Here is a 20,576-nt window from a genome sequence, read left to right as displayed (position 1 = left end):
CATGACGATCTCCTCTGAGCACGCAGACAGCGTCAACACCGGCGGCCTTCGCAACTGGCTGCTCACACCGGAGCCTCGAGGCTGGTTCCAGTCATCGGCGCAGCAAATTCACCAGGGCTGGCGGAAATTCAGCCTGCACCCGCTTGGCCTCGCCGGATTGGCCATCATCCTGCTGCTGATCGTCGTGGCGCTGGCCGCACCCCTGCTGACGAGCTACGATCCGATCGTTCAGGACATGGCCGGGCGGCTTGCCGCGCCATCCGCGAGCCATTGGCTCGGCACCGACAATTTCGGCCGCGACGTCTTTTCCCGGGTGATCTATGGCGCCCGCACGACGCTCTACATCATCACGCTCGTCACGGTCATCGTCGCACCGCTCGGTCTGCTGATCGGCACCGTCTCAGGTTATTTCGGCGGCATCGTCGATGAAATCCTGATGCGCATCACCGATATTTTTCTCTCCTTCCCCGGCCTCGTACTGGCTTTGGGTTTTGCCGCAGCGCTCGGTCCAGGCATCACCAATGCAATCATCGCGATTTCGCTAACCGCCTGGCCGCCGATCGCGCGTCTGGCGCGCGCCGAAACGCTCAGCCTTCGCAAGGCGGACTATATCGCCGCCGTACGCCTGCAGGGCGCGACATCAATCGCGATCATCACTCGTCACATCCTGCCGATGTGCATTCCCTCGGTGATCGTCCGCGTCACCCTCAACATGGCCGGCATCATCATCACTGCCGCCGGCCTCGGTTTTCTCGGCCTCGGCGCGCAGCCGCCATGGCCGGAATGGGGTTCGATGGCCGCCAGCGGACGTGAATTCATGCTCGACAGCCCCTGGGTCATCGCAGCACCTGGCATTGCCATCGCGCTGGTCAGCCTCGCCTTCAACCTCGTCGGCGATGCGCTTCGCGATGTTCTCGATCCCCGAGGTTCGGAATGACTGACTTGATCGATATTAAGAACCTCGAAATCGCCTTCGGCGGCGGACAGGTGCGGGCCGTGCGCGGCGTGAGCTTTTCGCTTGGACAGGAAAAGCTCGGGATCGTCGGCGAGTCCGGGTCGGGAAAGTCGACCGTCGGCCGCGCGATCATGAAGCTGCTGCCACCGACGGCGATCGTCAATGCCGAGCGGATGCGCTTTCGCGACGTCGATCTGCTCAAGGCGACCGAAAAAACGATGATGACGATCAGGGGGCGGCGGATCGGCCTGATCCTGCAGGATCCGAAATATTCGCTCAATCCCGTCATGCGGATCGGCGAACAGATCGCCGAGACCTACCGCTTCCATCATCCGAGGGCGAGCAAGAGCAAGACCTACAGCCAAGCGCTCGATATGCTCGAAGCCGTCCAGATCCGTGATCCCGAGCGTGTGGCCCGCCTTTATCCGCACGAAATCTCGGGCGGCATGGGCCAGCGGGCGATGATCGCCATGATGCTGATTGCCGAACCCGAAGTGCTGATCGCTGACGAACCGACGTCAGCGCTCGATGTGACGGTGAGGCTCGAGATCCTGGCTCTGCTCGACGACCTCGTCTTGCGCCGCAATCTCGGACTGATCTTCATCAGCCACGACCTCAATCTCATCCGGAATTTCTGCGATCGCGTCCTCATCATGTATGCCGGGCGGGTCGTGGAAGTGCTCGAAGCGCGCGATCTCGACAAGGCCCGACATCCTTATACGCAAGGGTTGCTGGCATCTCTGCCGACGATCGAGGATCCACCCGCCCGGCTGCCGATCCTGAAGCGGGATCCCGCCTGGCTCGACGAACCCGCATTGGAGCCGCCGCGGTGATCAAAATCGACAATCTCACCATCCGTTTCGGACATGGCCAGCGGCCTGTCGTCAGAGATGTAAGCCTTTCCATCGAGAAGGGGACGGCCTTCGGCCTGGTCGGCGAGTCCGGCTGCGGGAAGTCCACTGTCCTGAGGGCGCTTTCCGGCCTCAACGCCAACTATGACGGCCGGATCGAGCTCCAAGGCGAGCCGTTGAATCAACGGCGCAGTCGGCCATTCTTCCGCCAAGTGCAGATGGTGTTCCAGGACCCCTACGGATCCCTCCATCCCCGCAAGACCATCCGTTCACAGCTGAAAGAGCCGCTGCGCAATCAAGGACTGGACACGAACTCCGTCGACATAAACGCCGTCCTGAGATCGGTCGGCCTCGATCCGGCGCTGAGCTACAGATTTCCGCACCAGCTGTCTGGGGGCCAGCGGCAGCGCGTGGCGATCGCCCGTGCGCTGATGCTCGATCCGGATGTACTGCTTCTCGACGAACCGACATCGGCGCTCGACGTGTCGGTTCAGGCCGAGATCCTCAATCTCCTCCAGGATTTGCGCGTCAATCGCGGTCTGACCTATCTGCTCGTCAGCCACGACCTCGCCGTCGTCTCGCACATGTGCAGTCGCGTCGCCATCATGGAAGCGGGCGAGATCGTCGAACAGGTCGATGTCGGCGCCTTACGAAAAGGTGCGGTCGAACATCCCTATTCGCAACGCCTGCTGCGCGCGAGCAGGATGTACGGAAGGGCGTAGCTGTTGGTCGGCATGGCCCTACCTGCTTTTTTGACGCCACCAAGCTACGAACCGCAATGGGCGTCGATAGCAGAAATGATCTCCTGCCAATCCTCGATATGAATTTCGTGGCCACCGCCCTCAAGCCGAATGAGCTTCGCTCCCTTGACTGTTCGTGCCAGCAATTCGCCGTGCTCAACGGGATAAATTGGATCAGCCGTTCCGTGTATGACAAGGAGGGGCGCGGCAAGTTCAGCCAGTTTGCCCCTTAAGGTCTGGCCGCCCTTCAGCATGAAATGATTGGTGGCGCTGACGAAGTTTTTGGCGCGTTTGACGTCACGTTCAACAAAGGCGCGCGCCTGCCGTTCGTCGTAAGGGTGCGCCGAACCGGCGAGCATCCGTGTATCCTTGACGAGGAATTCGATCACTTGGGCATTGTCTGTCCAATCGACGTGCTCACCCGTCGCTGCGTGCTCCATGTAGGCTTCGGTGGTATGGGGTAGAGCACTGGTATCAACGCCCACCGGCGTGGTGGAGATCAGCGTTAATGTCTTGACGCGCTTCGGGTTTGACAGTGCGGTGATCTGGGCGATCGTGCCCCCCAACGACATTCCGATCAGATTGGCGCCGTCGATGCCGTAGCCATCGAGTATCCTGATGGCGTCCTCGGCCATGTCGTCCATTGCATAGGGCGGCTCGCCCGGCGGGTAGATCGTCGAGCGGCCGGTGTCTCGATTGTCGTAGCGGATGACATAAAACTCGTGATCAGCAAGCTTTTGACAGAAGCCGTCCGGCCACCACAACATTGAAGCCATGGCGCCCATGATGAGCAGGATCGGCTCATGCGCCGGATTGCCGAAAGCCTGAGTGGCAATCTCGACGTCGTCAAACTTGATCATACGTTCAGTCACTTGGCGGCATCCTTTTTTGGCTTTCGTGAAGCAGCGAAATCGTAGGTCTTCGTATCTGCAGGCGTCCAGGGCAGAGCGGACCAACTTGCAGTCGGGATCTGCTGCTCTCGCTGGACGCCTCAAAGATTCTCGCAGACATCCCGTAACGTCTGCATGTTCCCTATCCTGTGGCTAAGGTGGGTGGTGCCGCATCGGGCATTTTGAGTAGGACAGGCCGCAAAAACCATTTTTGCGGCATAAAGTGATCCAGTCGGATGCAGGTCAGGGTTCCGGGGACTGAACATCGCCGGCGCTTGGGATCTCCGCATCGCTACTCTGCACCGTCGGGATGACTATGTCTTCATCTCTGCTAATCTCGAACTTCAGGTTTCGGAGCATCTTGTGTCGACATCCCTCAGAAGGTCTCGGTTTTCAGGCCGTGCAGTTGAACTCGATTCGATGGAATCCGCTTTCCGAGATGTGTCCGGCGGGCGGCAACGTTCCTTTCTTGTCGGGGCAGAAGCAGGCGGCGGCAAAACGCGGCTGGTTGAAGAGTTTGCCAACCGACTGTCCGGCCGTGCCCTGATTCTGAAAGGCGGGTGCATTGAGCAGCGGGAATCGGCATTGCCTTACGCACCGGTAACGGCTGTGCTGCATGAACTTGTTCAGCTGCGTGGCGCGCCGGCAGTCAAATCCTTTGTCGGCGCCGAGGGTGCGCGAGAACTGGCCTGGCTTCTTCCCGAATTCGGCGAGAGCTCTGAAAGATTTGATGCGGGCACCGCAAGAGCGCGGCTGTTCGAGGTGCTGCGAAAGCTGTTCGAGGAGCTGGCACGGGAGACGCCGCTCGTGGTGGTCATCGAGGACATTCACTGGGCCGACCAGGCAACTTGCGATCTGCTTCGTTTCCTCGCGACACGGCTGAAGAAAATTCGGCTCATGCTGATCGTCACCTATCGACCCGAGGAGACCAGCGCCACCAACGCCCTGCGGACGACCATCGCGGACCTCTCACTTTCCGAGGCTGCTGAGCTGTTGACGCTTCCCCGCCTTCAGCGCGCGGAGGTCGCCGTGCAACTCGAGGGACTCCTGGGACGCCCGCCAACACCCGCGCTGATCAATGAGGTCCATGCGCGGTGCTGCGGAATCCCGCTTTTCACGGAGGCACTCATCGATGCGAGCGGAGGCTTGCGCAGAGATTTTCCTGGTTCGCTCAACGACTACCTGCTGAGAGCCGTCAGGGACATGCCGACGTCGACGGCCGAGCTGTTGAAGGTGATGGCGCTCGGCGGCCCGCATATCACTCATGCGCTTCTTCGCAGCGTCGCGAACAAAGCCGACCTTGAATTGGCAGAATGGCTGCGTCCTGCGATTTTTGCTGGGATCCTGGTGCCTGATCATGATGGATATGCGTTTCGCCACGCACTGATCCACGAAGCGGTGCGAGGTGACCTGATCGCCGGCGAAAAGGTGGCCATCCATCGCGCCTATGCGGACGTGCTCGAACGCGGATCGGTTTCAAGCTACCGGGTTTGGCATTCCGTTGCGCTCGCGCGCCATTGGTACGGCGCCGGCCAAGCCGAGAATTGCCTGCGATGGGCCTGGCAATCCGCCACTGAGGCCGCTGCTACTTTCGCCTATGCAGACCAGATGGAAATGCTGAAGCTCGTGCTGGCAGTATGGCCCGAGGTCGATGATGCGGTTGAAGTGATCGGCGCGGATCACTGCAAGGTGTTGGAACTCGCTGCCGATGCGGCCTGCTGGGCAGCGGAGGCGGAACAGGGGTTGGCTTTTGTCGAACGCGCGCTCGCCGAAGTGGATGTCGGTCGCGACAAGGAGCAACTGGCAGCGCTTCTTCTGCAGCGCGCGGTGATGCGTCAACACGCGCTTATCCCAGGCGAGATCGCCGACCTCGAGCGCGCGCTCGATCATGCGCTCGATTCCACAAGGCTGCGCGCGGACGGACTGGGACAGTTTTCCCGCGCGCTGATATTAAGGGGAGAGTTTGATCGCGCCAGGCGCTTGGGCGACGAACTGAAGGACCTGTCTGAAAGGCTCGATGACGAGGAGTACCGCATAGAGGCGCTGATCGTCGCAGAGTCTTTGGAGATGGCGTCGGGCAGTTACCACATCGATAGTCTCTGGAGCGTCATTGACCGCGCCAGGCAGGCCTCCATCGGACGAGTCGAGGTGCTGGCGGGCGCCGCGTTGCTTCGAGCCCTGCTCGAGACCGGAAAATATCCTCAGGTCACCGAAATCGGACCGGCGATCTTTGCGCGGACAGTCGAGTTCGGCCAGGCGCGCTATATCGGGGCGCTAATCGGTTCGCCTTTGTGCCGCGCTCTCCTCGCCTTGGGCCGCGTTTCCGAAGCCATTGAGACATGCGAGCGAATGGCGGCATTGGATCCGTTGCCGCTGGGGCTCGTTCATGTTTTGGAATGCCAGGCGGAGATCGCCTTGGTCTTGGGGAACTCGGATCGAATTACCGTTGCGGCGAGATCCTTGCGCAGTCTGCCACCCGGCCCTCAGGTTGCGAGCCGCATGGCGGCCAATCTGTTGAGATTTGACATCGAAAGCCGCGCGCTGGCGGGTGACATGGATCAATCTGCGACCCTGGTAAGATCCGTCTTGACCCATTGCGAAAAACAAGGACGCGTCTCTTGGCCACTCCTGGCCTCGGCGATGCGCGTTGCCGTTGATACGAACCAGAAAGATGTGGCGCGGCGTTTCGCCGACATTGCCGCTCGGTCCCCGTGCCGCAATGTGGTGGAGGAAGCCGAGAGGCTGGGCATCCTGGCCGAGATGTCGCGCTCGACGGGTTCCGCCCTCGAAGCGTGGGAAGCGGTTGCCCAAAGCTGGGCTGATTTGAGCCAGCCCTTTCGGCAGGCATATGCCCTTATGCAGGCCGGCGGTGCTGCAGTGAATGCCGGCCAGCGCGCGAAGGGTGCAGGCCACTTCCGGCGAGGCGCGGACCTTGCCCATTCGACCGGCGCTTCACTTCTAGGCAATCAGATCGAGACCCTCGCCGAAAAGGCCCGCATTGATCTTGGAAACGGGAAGGAGGGTGGCATGCCGAAGGCACCACTCGGCCTGACGGATCGGGAATTCGAGGTGCTCCGGCTTCTCGCCGCGGGACAGAGCAATCGCGAAATCGCCGTCAATCTGTTCATTTCCTCGAAAACGGCGAGCGTTCATGTCTCCAACATCCTGAGCAAGCTTTCCGTCCCCAGCCGCGGCGCCGCGGCCGCAATAGCCCACCGGCTTCGGATCGTTGATCCCGCCTGAAGTTCGCTTGTCTGGCTGCGCTTCCGCTATCTGTCGTCCGCACGACACAAGCATCGCATTCCTATTTCATCGTCTAGGCATGTTGCCTGATTTGCTTATGCCCGCCTTAGACCGAGGATGGCTATATGGCGCCCAGAGCGACGCCCAAATGCGAACATCCGGAGGTCAAATGCACATCTCTTCCGCCACCTTGGCCAACACCCTGCGCACGATCGATTCGTATGAAGGTTGCGCCGATGACTATAGTCGCATCGTTGATCAGTTTCCCTGGCCGAGCCTCGAGGCGGCACTGCGTCAGGTCGCTACCGCCGCCGGCAAGGGTGGCCAGATCCTTGAGATCGGGTCGGGGGCCGGATGGGATGCGGATTTCCTGGAGACACAGGGCGTTTCGGTAAGGCGAACCGATGCGACGCGACGGTTTCCAGAACTGCAGGCCGCGCGCGGCAAGAAGGGCGAACTCCTCAACGTCATCACCGACGATCTCGGCGGACCCTATGACGCGGTCGTCGCTCTCTGTGTTCATACATGTGCCTCGTGACCAGACCGGCCCAGTTCTCGAAAAGATCGTCGCTGCGCTACGGCCGGGAGGCGTCTTCCTGGTGTCGATGCGTGATGGGGACGGGGAGACGAGCGGCGCCTACCATATGTCCTACTGGCGCCGGGACGATTTCGCGCTGTGCATCAAGCAGGCGGGCCTGACTCTCGAATGGGACGCACACAGGGTCAACCGTGACGGCGATGGGTGGAACACGTTTTACGCTCGCAGACCGGAGTGACGCGGTTTCGGCCTCTCCGGTCCGCCACCGACCGTGAAGGCTCGATCAAACAGCGGGCGCCATCTTTCTATTTCCAGCTCGTATAATCGTCGGCGACGCAACCAAACGGGGCGCGATCCTGAGCGAACCGCTTCTTCAGCTGCTCGCATCCCCACTCGTTCAACGGCGCTGGCATGAGATTGTTGATGTCCATGCCAGGCGACTGGAATGCTGTCGTGGAGGTCGTGACGTACCAAAGCCAGAAGCCGACCACACCGACGACGATCAGAAGCAACACACCGAAGAAAAACTGCAGCCGCTTCCAGATCGATACCGTCCTTTTTGGTTCTTCAATCAAAACCGGCGCATTCCCGTCGTGTTCTTGCTGATACGCAAAGGGTGCAAGAGCTGCCGTGCGCTCATTATCCGTAAGCTCCACGCGCTGCAGACGATCGTCGAGAAGCACCGGCAGGGCCGTATTGCCGTGCCTGACGGCCAGTCCGATCGCCTTGCCATTGGCTTCACCGACGATCAGAGGCTCCTCTCCATTCTTCATGCGCGTGTAAGCCGATCGTCCCGTTTTGTCGTCGGCGATCTTGTCATTATAGGTGATGGAAAGGACGCCGCGTTTGCGGTCGAATGCGGTGATCTCGACCGGGACAGGGGTCAGCAAGGCAGGCCGAAGCAGTTGGCCCTTGACCCACCAAATGCGGATACCGAGAAAAATCATCCCCAGGCCCATGCCGCCAAGCAGGACGGCGAACACAGTAAGCGTGATGATCCGGTTCCAGAGCATGTCCAGACCCAGGCTCATCGTCGCAAGTTCCGGGTGATCGGCTGATATCACCAAACCCGTTTCGTAGTCGCCGGTATGGAAATCGACGAACATGACCTCGACTTCGGTATCGTAGTCTCGTCCACCGTAGCTGTAGACCAGGCGTGCCTCGCAATCGGTAAAGACTGCCTTGCGTGTCGTGCATCGCCCGTTTTGCACGTCGCCATTTTCGAGCGTCAAAGGGTTCTGGCTGATCTGGAAATCGCGGATCACCCCTGGTGCTTCCGAGACGAATAGAAAGACAGCCAGTGCGAGGATGATGGGCGTTGCCCAGAAGTAAGCATTCGGCGTGGAGATGACGTTGCGCGCCAACGAAAGCGGGCGACCAGGAAGAACAAGTGAAGGCAATGGCGTCGGACCCCTCATAGGTGACAGCGCAATGGGCTGGCAAGCTCAGGCAGCGGCCAATGAGGCAGCAATTCAAAGCGCTGCCGCGTCCTTTGCGCATCTGAAAAAACGCGCGGCGCTATAGCGGAATTGACGTCATTGCGGCCGGCTTGCACAATCTCATTGTGTAAGACCGATCTAAAGCCTGAGGCGGGAGATCGGCAATCCCTTTCAGCGTTCGTGGGCATCATTTGTACGTTGATCTTGTTGAAAACGTCCGCACTGCGTTGAGAACGCGATCGAATGCCTCACCTACGGAACCAAACCATCGCCGAGCGGTTATATGACACCCCTCCTCCTCGAAGAGCCAAGCGTCATGATGCGGATGTTACGTGGCCCGAAAGTTACTCAGATGATTAAGATCCTTGCCTGCGCCATCGCCGCTGCTACGGCGTCAATGCTCACGGCCGGCGCCGCCCACGCCGACGAGTCCGCCTTCCTCAAAACACTGGCGGGAAATTGGAGCGGTAAGGGTACGGTGAAAGTGCGGACAAATGCACCCACGATTAAAGTCACTTGCCGTTTCAAGTCGGACGCGAATGCAAGTTCCCTTGCACTCAATGGACGCTGCACCAGTCTCGTCGTTTTTTCCCGTGTCATCAGCGCTAAACTCAAGGCCAGCGGTGACAGCTACACCGGCTCCTATGTGGGCGCGGGCACCGGCACTGCGGGTCTAGGCGGAAAGCGCGCTGGTAATGCCATAAGCCTCGCGATCAAATGGGCGAAAGAGGTCAATGGTGACCGACGTGCGCAGATGACGATCGAAAAAACCGGGGCATCGGGCATGCGTCTCACAACCGTCGATACCGACCCCGCTACAGGTCGATCGGTTGTTACGAGCCGCATTGACCTTCGTCGGAGCTGATATCTTTTTGCGTTCAAAGAGCCTCTGGCGTGCTAAAGGGTTGATAGAGAAGCGCCGAAGCTATAGTTTCGCCTTCGCAAATCGTCGAACGATACAAGGAAATAGTTATCTCATGCCGACAGGTACCGTTAAATTCTTCAATGACGACAAGGGCTTCGGCTTCATCACCCCTGAGGGTGGCGGACAGGACGTTTTTGTTCACGTGTCTGCGCTGCAGAGCGGCGGGTCGCTCCGCGAAGGCGACAAGGTCAGCTTCGAAGTTGGACAGGATCGCAAGACCGGAAAATCGAAGGCTGAGAACGTCTCGACCATCTGATCGAAATCGAAGGTGGCCCAGCCTGCGTTGAGCGGGCTGGGCTCATCCTCACGAGCCGTGGGCGCGAATGCCCTCGTATTCTAAAGCGCGTCGCGATCTTTCAGATTCGCTCATCGCGCTTTAGGTCTTTGTGTTGCGCATATCGTTGTCGCAAAACCGCTGCACAGTTTTGCGCGACATGCTTTAAGCCGAAACGCCGGCGATCGAGGTCTGGGCGTGTCGTTGAACGCCCGCGCCTTGCAAATCCCGAATATGACGCGTGACGACGCTCATGCCAGCGCAGGGCGGCAACCAGAGCATTTTCTCCCTGACAAAAAGGATGTTCCACGCAGTCGCTTTAGACAATGCGAGGAGCTACCACGGCGAAGAGATCAGCGCATCACGCCCCTGATAGAATGCTCTCCGCGGCTTTCTCGGCAATCATGATCACCGGCGAGTTGGTATTGCCCGACACGATCGTCGGCATGATCGAGGCATCGACCACCCGCAGTTTCGCCAGCCCATGCACCCGCAATTGCGGGTCGACAACCGCCATCATGTCGTTGCCCATCTTGCAGGTGCCGACCGGATGGAAGATCGTTGTGGCGATATCGCCGACGCGACGGATCAACTCCTCGTCAGTCCGGTATTCCATGCCCGGCAGCATCTCCTGCGGCCGGTACTTGGCGATGGCACCAGCCTCCATGAGCCGGCGGGCATGCCGGATCGATTTCGTCGCAACCATCCGGTCGCCGACGGTCGAAAGATAATTCGGGCGGATTTCCGGCGCCACGGAAAAGTCTGGGCCGCAAACATGCACGGTCCCCCGGCTCTCCGGCCGCAGATTGCAGACGGAGACGGTGACGGCGGGATATTTGTGCAGCGGCTCGCCGAGCCGGTCGGTGCTCAAGGGCTGCACGTGATACTCGAGATCGGCGGTCGCAACAGCCGGATCGCTCTTGGCAAAGATACCGAGCTGGCTCGGCGCCATCGACAACGGCCCGGACCGGCGCAGCATATATTCAAGCCCCATACCCGCCCGGGTGAATAGGTTGTGATACAGTTGGTTCAGCGTCTTTGCGCCCTCGATGCGGAAGACCGTACGGATTTGCAGATGGTCCTGCAGGTTTTCTCCGACACCCGGAAGTTCATGGACGACGTCCAATCCGGCAGCGGACAACACATCCGGTCGACCGACCCCGGAAAGCTCCAGGATTTTCGGCGAATTGATCGCACCGGCAGACAGGATGACCTCGCGACCGGCGCGAGCCAGATGGTTCTGACCGTTCAGCCGGAACCACACGCCGGTCACCATTCTGCCGTCGAATTCCAGCCTCTCGGTTTCGGCGCCGGTCAGAACACGCAGATTGGGCCGCTTCATCGCCGGGCGCAGAAAGGCCTTGGTCGTGTTCCAGCGCAGGCCGCCGCGCTGGTTGACCTCGAAATATCCCGAGCCTTCATTGTCGCCATCGTTGAAATCGTCGGTCTTCGGGATACCGAGTTCTTCGGCCGCATCGCGAAAGGCATCGAGGATCGGCCAGGAAAGCCGTTGCTTTTCCACCCGCCATTCGCCGCCTGCCCCGTGCATCCGTGACTTGCCACGATAGTTGTCCTCGGATTTCAGGAAATAGGGCAGCACGTCGTCCCAGCCCCAGCCGGTATTACCCGCCTGCCGCCAGCCGTCGTAATCGGCCGCCTGGCCGCGCATGTAGATCATGCCGTTGATCGACGAGCAGCCGCCCAGCACTTTTCCACGCGGATAGGGCAGTGCCCGGCCGTTGAGGCCGGCTTCCGCCGCCGTCTTCATCATCCAGTCGGTGCGCGGATTGCCCATGCAGTAGAGATAGCCGATCGGCACATGCACCCAATGATAGCGGTCGCTGCCGCCGGCTTCGAGCAGCAGGACGCTGGTTTTCGGATCGGCCGACAGCCGGTTGGCCAGAACGCATCCCGCCGATCCCGCGCCGACGATGATGTAGTCGTAGCTGCCCGCACCAATGGCCGCATCATTCACACGCATATTCACGCCGCCGCCCCCGCTGCCGTCGGCGGGACCGCCGTCAGACGCCGCCAGAGCGGTGCCATCGCTTCGGCGATATCCTGATAGAGAGCGTAGCGCCGCGCGTAATGCGCCTCAAGCGAGACATCCGGGCGATAATGCCGCTCTGTCCGAACCATGGCCGCAGCGCCAGCGCCGAAGTCCGTAAAGACGCCGACGCCGGTTCCGGCCGCAATCGCCGCCCCCAGTGCACCGGTTTCGCGCGAGAGGGCAACGCTGATCGGAACGCCGAGCACGTCGGCAAAGATCTGCGGCCAGATCAGACTGCGCGAGCCGCCACCGGACAGCACGGCTTCGTTGAAGACCGCGCCTGCCTTTCGGATCGTCTCGATGTGCTGGCGATGACCGAAGGCGACACCTTCGAGAAGCGCGCGAACCAGATGCCCCTTTGTGTGCCAACCGGCAATGCCGTAGAAGCCGGCGCGTGCATGCCCGTCCTGCTGGGCGCCATAGAGATAGGGATGGTAGAGCGGATCGTCTGCCGCGGGCTCGATTGCCCCGGCCAGCGCACAGCAGGCATCGAAGGGCGAAACGCCTTCCGCATGCTCGCCTTCGAAGAACTCCCGCACCAGCCATTCGAGATTGGCCGCCGAGGTGGCGCTGTTTTCCATCGCCATGTAGCGGCTGCGATCGAAAGTCGAGGACATGAAGACCGGCCCATCGAGATCGGGACCGTCTATAACGACCTGGTTGATGCTCCAGGTGCCGGCAATGATCGAGGCACTGCCGGTGCGCGAAACGCCGGAGCCGAGCGCCGAGGCGACGACGTCGAACAGTCCGCCAACCACAGGCGTACCGGCGGCGAGCCCGGTTTGCGTCGCCACCTCTTCGGTCACCGTACCGGCAATGTCGGCGCTTTCGATGAGCGGCGGCAACAGATCCAAGCAATCGCCCAGTCCATAGGCCTCCATCAGTGCCTTGTCGTAGCGGCGCGCGGCAAGATCGAGCAGACCGGCCCCCGACATGTCGGATACTTCGCTGACGCGGCGGCCGGTCAGGCGGTTGACGACGAAATCCTTGGAGAAGAACACCGTACCGATGCGGTTGAACAGTTCAGGCCGGTGACGCTTCAGCCAGGCAAGCAATGTCGGCGTCTGGGATGGCCACGGACGCTGGCGGGCAATCGGATAGGTCCGGTCACCAACGCCGGCCTCTCGCCATTCATCGACCAGCCCGGCCGCCCGGGTGTCGAGCGACTGGATTCCGATGAGCGGAGCGCCGTCCCGATCAAGCGCATAGAGACCGTTGCCATGCCCGGCGCAACCGATCGCGGCGATTTCCTCCGGCTGAATCCTTGCCTTTTCGATGCAGGCGCGGATGACCTGCCGTGCATTCGCCCATAATTCGTCCAGCCCTCGCTCGACATGCCCCGGGCTCGGCATGCGGCTGTGTCCCTCTTCCGACGCAGCCGCGATCTCGTTACCTGCCCGGTCGAAAATCACCGCCTTGATGACGGTGTTTCCGGCGTCGAGCCCCAAAAGATAGTCTCCCATGCGTAACCCCTCCCAAGGTTCGAGATTGCTGCTCAACCCTGCTGATAGAGCGCAAAGGCCTGTTCGCCGCTCGCATCCTCGTGCACGATCGCCATCAGCCCGCGCACCACGGCACTCGGATTGGCGTGCTGATAGATGTTGCGCCCATAGACCATGCCCATTGCGCCCTGCCGCATCAATGCTGCGGATTTGTCGAAGACGGCGCGAAGATCTTCCTTGCCGCCGCCGCGGACGAGAACCGGGCAACGGGCTGCTTCCACCACTCTGTGGAAATCCTCGGCATTGGTGGTCGGATCCGCCTTGACGATATCCGCACCCATCTCACGGGCGAGCCGCGTCAGCGTAACGATCTTATCTGCATCGCCGTCGACCATGTAGCCACCCTTTTCCGTCACCGGTTGCATCACCAGCGGCTCGATCATCAGCGGCATGCCATACTTGTCGCAATCGGCCCGGACGCGGGAAATGTTCTGCACGCACTGGCGGAACAGGTCCGGCTCGTCCGGCAGCATGAACAGGTTGACGACGACGCAGGCCGCATCCATTTCGATCGCGCCAATCAACGGCTCGCCCTCGTTCTGCAGCACCGCCCACATGTCGCGGTGGCGGATCCGGTTATAGGGATTGCCCATGTCAATGCGCATGACCAGCGCCGGCTTGTCCTTGCCGGGCACGTCCTGCAGCAGGTCGGCCTGGCCGTAATTCATCTGGATCGCATCCGGCCCGGCAGAAACCAGGGCCTTGACGACGGCCTGAATGTCCTCCAGCCCGTTGAGGAAAGACGGTTCGTTGCAGACGCCGTGATCGATCGCCACGTCGAGGCAGCGGTCGCCGCCGAACAGCCGGTTCATCCGGACTTTGCTGTTGTGTCGCATTCTGTGCTCCTTGGTTCGTTCCTTGCGGAAAGCATGCCTTCGTCGACGCCGTGGCGTTCAGTGAGAAGGGTGACAAAACGCTCGCGCTCACGGGCGCGATGCGCGGGCGTCCAGCGCTTTTCCTGCGCCAGCAGGTCGAGTACGGCATCCACCATGTCGAGAGAAAGCTCGCCCGAAACCGCCAGCGTCGTGCGCCGCAAAATCAGGTCGTCGAGATGTTCCACCGCTTCACAGCGGATCAGGAACTGCAATTCGCGCATCGAGTAGCCGGTGTGCGGCAGCACCGCATCGGGGCCTGCCGCGATGAAACCGGCAACCGCCTCGGCATCCGTGCCGTATCGGGCAAACAGCTCAGCCATGCGCCGGCCGGAAAGGCCTTTGCTTGCCGCCACCTGCGCAAGCCAGACGGGCGTGCTGGCGGGAAATGCCCGACCACCGCCGATCGGCCGATCGGTTGTCTGAACGCGGCGGCGCCAGCCCAGCCTTTCCAGAGCCATGTCGGCCGCCAGTTCCCCGAAGGACCGGAATGTCGTCCATTTGCCGCCGATCATGCACAGGACCGGTGGGCCACCATCCTTCGGCTCTACCACCGTGCAGAAATGATCGCGCGGAATGCGGCCGGTAAAACTGTCGGTGCTGGCCGGCAGCGGCCGCACGCCGGAAAACTGGAAAACGATCTGTTCAGGCCGGATGACGATATCAGGCAGCACGAAGGCGAGCGATTGCAAGATATAATCCCGCTCGTCCGCCTCGCAGCGCACCGTTTCCGGATCATCGACGCGGATATCGGTGGAACCGACGAGAACCTTGCCGAGATAGGGAAACAGGATGCAGATCCGCCCGTCCTCGTTCTCATAGTAGAGCATGTGATCCGCGAGCGCGTCGCGCAGGTCCGCATTGTCGACGATCAGATGCGAGCCCTTGGTGCCGCCCATCAACGGTGCCGGCCGCGCTTCTGGCGAAAACAGGGTCTGATTGGCGATGTCGATCCAGCCGCCGGTGGCGTTGATGATCAGCGCCGGGTCGACGGCAAAGGTCGCGCCGTCGATCTGGTCCTCGATCCGATATTGGCCATCCTCTGCCCGCCGCAGTTCCGCATAGTTCAGCGCCATCGCCCCGAATTTTGCTGAAAGACCATCCTGCAGAAGCTCGATGCCCAGCCGCTCCGGATGGCTGACCCAGGCGTCGAAATAGGTGGCGGAACTCTTGATGTCGGGATTAAGCGCCGGCCACTTGGCAAGCGTCGTGCGCCGGCCGCGAAACTGGTGGCGCGGCATCAGCGCCCGCTTGCGGGTCAGGAAATCATAGATGCTCAGGCCCGCCTTGATGGCGACGGCGCCACGCCGGCTCGGGCGGCGGCTGAGGCCCAGGAAGCGGACGATGCCATTGCCGAGGCCGGAAAATATATCGAACACCGGCACCGTTGTCGGCAGCGGCGCGACGTAATGCGGTGCGTTGCGCAGGAGCCGGTCCCGCTCGACCAGCGATTCCTGCACCAGCTTGAATTCGCCGTTTTCAAGATAGCGAAGCCCGCCATGCACCATGCGCGACAGCGCCGAACTGGCACCGGAGCAATAGTCGTGTTTCTCGACGAGCAGCACATTCAGCCCCTGCAGCGCCAGCTCCCGAAAGACGCTGATGCCGTTGATGCCGCCGCCAATAACGCACACGTCCACCTTCGGGCTCTGGCGGAGCCCGTCCAATATCTCTTGCCGTTTCATGATGGCGATCCGCTACCTGTCCATGTCAGTCAGTTTCGCCGCTATGGCTGTATCGATGGCGGCAAGATCGGCCGCATCCAGCCGGACGGTCCCGGCCCGTGCATTGTCGAGCGCCTGTGCCGGATTGCGCGCCCCGCAAAGTGCAAAGGTGACGCCCGGCTGCGCCAGCGTCCAGGCAATCACGATCTGGGCGATGCTGGCGCCGTGTTTTTCGGCGATCGGTTGGATGGCGTCGGCCAGCGCCGTCGCCTTCTGGCGGTTGCCGACTGAAAAGCGCGGATTGCCCTTGCGCTGATCGTCGCCGGAAAACACCCGGTCAGGACCGATGGTGCCGGACAGCAACCCCAACGCCAGCGACGAGTAGCTCAGCGTCGCAATGCTGTTGGCCTTGCTCAGCGGCAGAAGCTCCGCCTCGATCTCCCGGTCGATCATGCTGAACCGCTCCTGGATCGCATCGAGACCACCGGCAGCGATATAGGCATTGAGGTCGTCGGGGCTGACATTGCTTGCGCCGATCGCCCGGATCTTGCCCGATATGCGCAGGTCTTCCAGCGCCCGCATCGTTTCCTCGACCGAGGTCGTCGGATCCTGCCAATGGGTGATATAGAGGTCGATATAGTCGGTTCCGAGCCGCCTCAGACTTTCCTCGACCTCATGCAGGATCGCATCACGGCCGAGATAACGGTGGACTGGCTTGCCGTCCTGGTCGAAGAAATGACGGCCCTTCTGCGTATGCCAGACAAGGCCGCATTTGGTGGCGATGACAGCCTTGTCGCGGCGCCCAACCAACGCCTTGCCGACGATCTCCTCGGAACGTCCAAGCCCATAGGCCGGCGCCGTGTCGATCAGCGTCACGCCGGCATCGAGCGATGCCTGGATTGCGGCGATGGATTCGGCCTCGTCGGTCCCGCCCCACATCCAACCGCCGATCGCCCAGGTGCCGAGTCCCACTGCCGAGGCGGAAACGCCCGATTTGCCGATCTCACGTGTCAATTGCTGTCCGCTCATGCCCATTTTCCTTCGCCATTCGCCAGTGCCAGCACCCGCGCACCCGTCGCTTCATCGGTCACCAGCGTATCCAGATGATTGCCGCGCAGAACGCTGAGGATCGGGCCTGCCTTGTTCGGCCCACTCGCCACACCGATCTTGGTGGGGATCGAGGCGAATTCCGGCAGCGTCAGCGACACCAGCGAACGGTTGAGGCTGTAGTCGCAGACCTGGCCATGATCATCGAGCAGATGCGCCAGCAGTTCGCAGGAGGCCCCGGAGCGCTCGATCGCAGCGCGGTCGGTGCTTGAGGACGGATGCAGGTCGTAGTAGCTCGAATCGTCCGACAGGATCGAGCCGATGCCGACCACCGCCACCTTCGCCTCGCGCGCCCGTTTGAAAACGTCTGCGACGGAACGCATGTTGATCAGCATCGCCCGCTGCTCGGCATCGTCGGCAAAGAGGGGCGCGTGGATCTGGTAGGAACGTCCTCCAAGCCGGTCGGCCATCAAGGTCGAGACATGATTGACGTCGGTATAGTGTTTACCCTGCACGCAGCCGGTTGCGGGAATGACCTCGACATTGAACCGACGCGGTGGCTGCAGACCGGCAACGACGGCGCTCACCCCTTTGCCGCCGGTGATGCAGATCGTATCGCCGTCGGTGATCTCTTCCAGCAGCAACCTTGCTGCCGCTTCGCCGACGGCTTGAAGCGCCGTCTGCGGATTGTCGGACACTGTCGGCACCACCACGGCACGGCCGATGCCGCCAAGCGCGCGTAGCTGTTCTTCCATATCGACCAGCGGCTCGACCGGCGACTTGATCTTGATCTCGACCAGGCCGAGCTGGCGGCCGCGCTTGATCAAGCGGTTGACGGTAGCGTGCGAGATGCCGAGCTGATCGGCAATCTGCGCCTGTGTCAGTCCCTCGAGGAAATGCAGGACCAGAGCCTGGTGCATCTGCCGGGCGATGACAATTTCCTCGCGCGGCGCATTTGCGGGTTTGAGTTTGGCTATCGGCATATCAGGCAGCCTTCCGCTTGTGCAGGAAATGGTCGATCGAGACGGCAGCAAGCAGAATGCAGCCTTTGATCATGTCTTGCCAATAGACAGACACGTCGAGCAAGATCAACGAGCTTGTTACGACCGACAGAAGGGCAATGCCGAGAATTGCCCCAAGGATCGTGCCGGAACCGCCATTCAGCGACGCACCGCCGATCACCGCGGCGGCGATGATGTTGAGCTCCATGCCGACGCCAAAGGTCGGGGTCGCGGCACCGAAGCGGGACATGTAGATCACCCCGGCAACACCCGACAACGTGGCGCAGAGCACCGTCACCCAGAACTTCACCTGGTTGGTCTTGATGCCGGAATAGAGCGCCGCCTTCTCGTTGCTGCCGGTGTAGAACACCTTGCGGAAGGCGGTTGCCCGGCGCAGCAGGAAATCGAACAGCACGACGACCGCGACAAAAATCAGGATCACATAGGGGACGCCGTAAAATGTGCCCTGCCCGACCGCCTTGAACGAGGGCGGCAAGGTGAACAGCGACAGCGGCGTGCCCTTGGTGATGATCAGGCAGATACCGCGCACGATGACCATCGCCGCAAGCGAGGTGATGAAGTGGTTGAGACCGACGACCGTGACGAAGAAGCCCATGACACAGCCGATCAGGCCGCTGGCAATGATCCCGATCAGGGAAGCGCTCCATGGATCGAGCCCCATCAGGAACAGCGAGCCCGACAGCACCATCGAGAAGCAGACGACCGAGCCGACCGACAGGTCGATGCCGCCGACGATCAACAGGATGGTCATGCCGACGACGACGATCCCTTCCACCGAGAACGACATCAGCATCGCCCGGAAGTTGCCGAGCGTCAGAAAATGCGGCGAGGCAAAGCTCATGACGATGCAGAGCGCCAGGATGATCGCGATCAATCCCGCCTCGCGCATCGTCCCCAGCCGTTTCCAGCCGGGCGCGTGTGCCTGATGTGCCGTTGCCAATGTAGCGTCCGCCATGACCCTGTCTCCTGCCCCTGCTTTTTCCTTAAGCGGCATGCTCTGATGCCTTCGAATTGTTGTGGCCGCCGATACCTGAGGCGAGCCGCATGATCGCTTCTTCCGTCATCGTCTCGCCCTCGACCTCGCCGGCAACGGTGCCCTCGTGGATGACCAGCACCCGGTCGCACAGGCCGAGAAGCTCCGGCAGTTCCGACGAGATGACGATGATGCCGATGCCGGAGCGCGCGAGATCGCGCAGCAGCCGGTGGATTTCCGATTTGGCGCCGACATCGATGCCGCGGGTCGGCTCGTCCATGAGGATGACCTTGGGATTGACCGCCAGCTGCTTGGCAATCGCCACCTTCTGCTGGTTTCCACCCGACAGCGACGAGACCGGCATGTCGATGCCACCCATCCGCACGCCGAGCCGCCGGACCAGGTTGTGGGCACGATCCGCCTCGGCCTTGGAATTCAACAGTCCCAGTGGTCCGGTCAGCGATTTCAAATCGAGAACGGCAATGTTCTGGGCGATGGAAAGATCTAGGAAAATGCCGGAGCCTTTCCGATCTTCCGACAGATAGACGACGCCCGCCTTCGCGGCCTGCGCATAGGAACGCGCCCGCAGCCGCTCTCCATGCAGTTGCACCGCGCCGGCGATTACCGGCCGCAATCCGCAAATGCCTTCGGCGATCTCGGTGCGGCCCGAGCCGATCAGCCCGCCGACGCCGAGAATTTCACCCTTGCGCAGTTCGAAGCTCACATCCGTGAAGCGGCTGCCGTCGCCGAGATCGCGGACGCTCAGTATGATCTCATCGGTCCGCTCCGCCAGCGCCTGCTTCTCCGGATAGAGCTGGGTGATCTCGCGCCCGACCATGCGGCGCACCACATCATCCGGCGTCAAGTCCGCCACGTTCTCCGTCGAGACATAGCGGCCATCGCGAAACACGGTGACCCGATCGCACAGGCTGAAGATTTCGGCCATGCGGTGGCTGATATAGATGATCGAAATACCCTGCGCCTTGAGGTCGCGGATGATTCCGAACAGGACCTGCGTCTCCGATTCCGTCAATGCCGCCGTCGGTTCGTCGAAGATCAGCACCCGACAATCGAGCGTCAGCGCCTTGGCGATCTCGACAAGCTGCTGGCTTGATATCGACAAGTCGCCAACTTTGCGGCGCACGTCGATCGGCGCCAGACGGTTCATCACGAGCTGCGCATCCCGCTCCAGCCGGCCATAGTTCATGAAAGGTGAGCGGCGGCGGTTGGTCGCGGCCATGAACATGTTCTCGGCCACCGTCGCATCGGGGCAGAGCGCGATTTCCTGATGCACGAGCCCCAGCCCGAGCGATTGCGCCACGGCCGGCGACGTTACCTTTACCGGCGCGCCATCGACGAGAACGTCTCCCTCGGTCGGCTGCAGCACGCCGGCAATGATGTTCATCAGCGTCGACTTGCCCGCGCCGTTTTCGCCGCAAAGCGCATGAACCTCGCCCTTCTCCAGGCTGAAGCTCACCTCCGTCAACGCCTTCACCGCACCGAAGTGCTTGCTGACATTGCGGATTTCCAGAACCGGCACCGACACCATCATCGTCCCCTCCTCACGCTCGCGGCGGCTGTCCGAAGCAGC

At 61.4% G+C, this 20,576-nt stretch carries 16 protein-coding genes and 1 pseudogene; 7 read left to right on the top strand and 10 right to left on the bottom strand.

Annotated elements, in window-relative coordinates; translation table 11 throughout:
- The first annotated feature begins 1 nt into the window (after nucleotide 1).
- The 3 genes from B5P46_RS33740 to B5P46_RS33730 are packed head-to-tail and all read left to right on the top strand — an operon-like array spanning nucleotide 2 to nucleotide 2,528.
- A complete protein-coding gene (locus tag B5P46_RS33740) occupies nucleotides 2-937 on the top strand; it encodes an ABC transporter permease (protein ID WP_129422507.1) in 936 nt (311 codons plus the stop codon).
- A complete protein-coding gene (locus tag B5P46_RS33735) occupies nucleotides 934-1,788 on the top strand; it encodes an ABC transporter ATP-binding protein (RefSeq protein WP_129422506.1) in 855 nt (284 codons plus the stop codon). Before B5P46_RS33740 ends, B5P46_RS33735 begins: the two co-directional genes overlap by 4 nt.
- Nucleotides 1,785-2,528, top strand: coding sequence for an ABC transporter ATP-binding protein (locus B5P46_RS33730; RefSeq protein WP_129422505.1), 744 nt, complete (start codon nucleotides 1,785-1,787; stop codon nucleotides 2,526-2,528). The genes B5P46_RS33735 and B5P46_RS33730 overlap by 4 nt, the downstream gene beginning before the upstream one ends.
- Before the next feature lie 44 nt (nucleotides 2,529-2,572).
- On the opposite strand, the gene B5P46_RS33725 is transcribed toward B5P46_RS33730, so the two are convergent.
- Nucleotides 2,573-3,418 (bottom strand): alpha/beta fold hydrolase, encoded by an 846-nt coding sequence (locus tag B5P46_RS33725; RefSeq protein WP_129422504.1) that lies wholly within the window; start codon nucleotides 3,416-3,418, stop codon nucleotides 2,573-2,575.
- A gap of 381 nt (nucleotides 3,419-3,799) precedes the next feature.
- Here B5P46_RS33725 and B5P46_RS33720 point away from each other — a divergent pair, with 381 nt between their 5' ends.
- Nucleotides 3,800-6,679 carry a helix-turn-helix transcriptional regulator gene (locus B5P46_RS33720; RefSeq protein WP_129422503.1) on the top strand — a complete coding sequence of 960 codons (2,880 nt, stop codon included), beginning with the start codon at nucleotides 3,800-3,802 and terminating at the stop codon, nucleotides 6,677-6,679.
- A 169-nt stretch (nucleotides 6,680-6,848) separates the two neighbouring features.
- Nucleotides 6,849-7,455 (top strand): annotated as a pseudogene (locus B5P46_RS33715) (class I SAM-dependent methyltransferase).
- Nucleotides 7,456-7,522: 67 nt separating this feature from the next.
- Here the strand turns inward: B5P46_RS33715 and B5P46_RS33710 are convergent.
- Nucleotides 7,523-8,635: a hypothetical protein gene (locus B5P46_RS33710; RefSeq protein WP_206735446.1), complete on the bottom strand. Its 1,113-nt coding sequence runs from the start codon at nucleotides 8,633-8,635 to the stop codon at nucleotides 7,523-7,525.
- Between the two features lie 373 nt (nucleotides 8,636-9,008).
- Between B5P46_RS33710 and B5P46_RS33705 the strand changes: the two genes are divergently transcribed.
- On the top strand, nucleotides 9,009-9,521 hold the full coding sequence (locus B5P46_RS33705; RefSeq protein ID WP_129422587.1) for a hypothetical protein: 513 nt from the start codon (nucleotides 9,009-9,011) through the stop codon (nucleotides 9,519-9,521).
- 112 nt (nucleotides 9,522-9,633) lie between these two features.
- Nucleotides 9,634-9,837 carry a cold-shock protein gene (locus B5P46_RS33700; RefSeq protein ID WP_018480679.1) on the top strand — a complete coding sequence of 68 codons (204 nt, stop codon included), beginning with the start codon at nucleotides 9,634-9,636 and terminating at the stop codon, nucleotides 9,835-9,837.
- Nucleotides 9,838-10,216: 379 nt separating this feature from the next.
- On the opposite strand, the gene B5P46_RS33695 is transcribed toward B5P46_RS33700, so the two are convergent.
- The 8 genes from B5P46_RS33695 to B5P46_RS33660 are packed head-to-tail and all read right to left on the bottom strand — an operon-like array spanning nucleotide 10,217 to nucleotide 20,534.
- Nucleotides 10,217-11,836, bottom strand: a complete 1,620-nt coding sequence (locus tag B5P46_RS33695; protein ID WP_432431494.1) for a GMC family oxidoreductase — start codon at nucleotides 11,834-11,836, stop codon at nucleotides 10,217-10,219.
- A 2-nt stretch (nucleotides 11,837-11,838) separates the two neighbouring features.
- The gene (locus tag B5P46_RS33690) at nucleotides 11,839-13,368 is read right to left on the bottom strand and encodes an FGGY-family carbohydrate kinase (protein ID WP_129422500.1); all 1,530 of its coding nucleotides are present in this window, start codon (nucleotides 13,366-13,368) and stop codon (nucleotides 11,839-11,841) included.
- 32 nt (nucleotides 13,369-13,400) lie between these two features.
- On the bottom strand, nucleotides 13,401-14,243 hold the full coding sequence (locus tag B5P46_RS33685) for a class I fructose-bisphosphate aldolase (RefSeq protein WP_129422499.1): 843 nt from the start codon (nucleotides 14,241-14,243) through the stop codon (nucleotides 13,401-13,403).
- A complete protein-coding gene (locus tag B5P46_RS33680; RefSeq protein WP_129422498.1) occupies nucleotides 14,216-15,964 on the bottom strand; it encodes a glycerol-3-phosphate dehydrogenase/oxidase in 1,749 nt (582 codons plus the stop codon). The genes B5P46_RS33685 and B5P46_RS33680 overlap by 28 nt, the downstream gene beginning before the upstream one ends.
- Nucleotides 15,965-15,976: 12 nt before the next feature.
- Nucleotides 15,977-16,972, bottom strand: coding sequence for an aldo/keto reductase (locus tag B5P46_RS33675; RefSeq protein ID WP_129422497.1), 996 nt, complete (start codon nucleotides 16,970-16,972; stop codon nucleotides 15,977-15,979).
- Nucleotides 16,969-17,973: a sugar-binding transcriptional regulator gene (locus B5P46_RS33670; RefSeq protein WP_033183272.1), complete on the bottom strand. Its 1,005-nt coding sequence runs from the start codon at nucleotides 17,971-17,973 to the stop codon at nucleotides 16,969-16,971. The genes B5P46_RS33675 and B5P46_RS33670 overlap by 4 nt, the downstream gene beginning before the upstream one ends.
- A gap of 1 nt (nucleotide 17,974) precedes the next feature.
- The gene (locus B5P46_RS33665; protein ID WP_129422496.1) at nucleotides 17,975-18,967 is read right to left on the bottom strand and encodes an ABC transporter permease; all 993 of its coding nucleotides are present in this window, start codon (nucleotides 18,965-18,967) and stop codon (nucleotides 17,975-17,977) included.
- 28 nt (nucleotides 18,968-18,995) lie between these two features.
- Nucleotides 18,996-20,534, bottom strand: coding sequence for a sugar ABC transporter ATP-binding protein (locus B5P46_RS33660; RefSeq protein WP_129422586.1), 1,539 nt, complete (start codon nucleotides 20,532-20,534; stop codon nucleotides 18,996-18,998).
- Nucleotides 20,535-20,576 lie beyond the last annotated feature (42 nt).

Source organism: Rhizobium leguminosarum (genome assembly GCF_004123835.1).
Taxonomy (GTDB): domain Bacteria; phylum Pseudomonadota; class Alphaproteobacteria; order Rhizobiales; family Rhizobiaceae; genus Rhizobium; species Rhizobium leguminosarum_M.
Note: the sequence above shows the minus strand (reverse complement) of the source record. Positions and strands in the feature narration are given on the sequence as shown.

Excerpts from the sequence above, each read along its gene's own strand:
- B5P46_RS33660 (WP_129422586.1), bottom strand. The coding sequence starts at position 20,534 with ATGGTGTCGGTGCCGGTTCTGGAAATCCGCAATGTCAGCAAGCACTTC.
- B5P46_RS33695 (WP_432431494.1), bottom strand. The coding sequence starts at position 11,836 with ATGCGTGTGAATGATGCGGCCATTGGTGCGGGCAGCTACGACTACATC.
- B5P46_RS33670 (WP_033183272.1), bottom strand. The coding sequence starts at position 17,973 with ATGCCGATAGCCAAACTCAAACCCGCAAATGCGCCGCGCGAGGAAATT.
- B5P46_RS33740 (WP_129422507.1), top strand. The coding sequence starts at position 2 with ATGACGATCTCCTCTGAGCACGCAGACAGCGTCAACACCGGCGGCCTT.
- B5P46_RS33700 (WP_018480679.1), top strand. The coding sequence starts at position 9,634 with ATGCCGACAGGTACCGTTAAATTCTTCAATGACGACAAGGGCTTCGGC.
- B5P46_RS33680 (WP_129422498.1), bottom strand. The coding sequence starts at position 15,964 with ATGAAACGGCAAGAGATATTGGACGGGCTCCGCCAGAGCCCGAAGGTG.
- B5P46_RS33735 (WP_129422506.1), top strand. The coding sequence starts at position 934 with ATGACTGACTTGATCGATATTAAGAACCTCGAAATCGCCTTCGGCGGC.
- B5P46_RS33705 (WP_129422587.1), top strand. The coding sequence starts at position 9,009 with ATGATTAAGATCCTTGCCTGCGCCATCGCCGCTGCTACGGCGTCAATG.
- B5P46_RS33665 (WP_129422496.1), bottom strand. The coding sequence starts at position 18,967 with ATGGCGGACGCTACATTGGCAACGGCACATCAGGCACACGCGCCCGGC.
- B5P46_RS33690 (WP_129422500.1), bottom strand. The coding sequence starts at position 13,368 with ATGGGAGACTATCTTTTGGGGCTCGACGCCGGAAACACCGTCATCAAG.
- B5P46_RS33685 (WP_129422499.1), bottom strand. The coding sequence starts at position 14,243 with ATGCGACACAACAGCAAAGTCCGGATGAACCGGCTGTTCGGCGGCGAC.
- B5P46_RS33675 (WP_129422497.1), bottom strand. The coding sequence starts at position 16,972 with ATGAGCGGACAGCAATTGACACGTGAGATCGGCAAATCGGGCGTTTCC.
- B5P46_RS33710 (WP_206735446.1), bottom strand. The coding sequence starts at position 8,635 with ATGAGGGGTCCGACGCCATTGCCTTCACTTGTTCTTCCTGGTCGCCCG.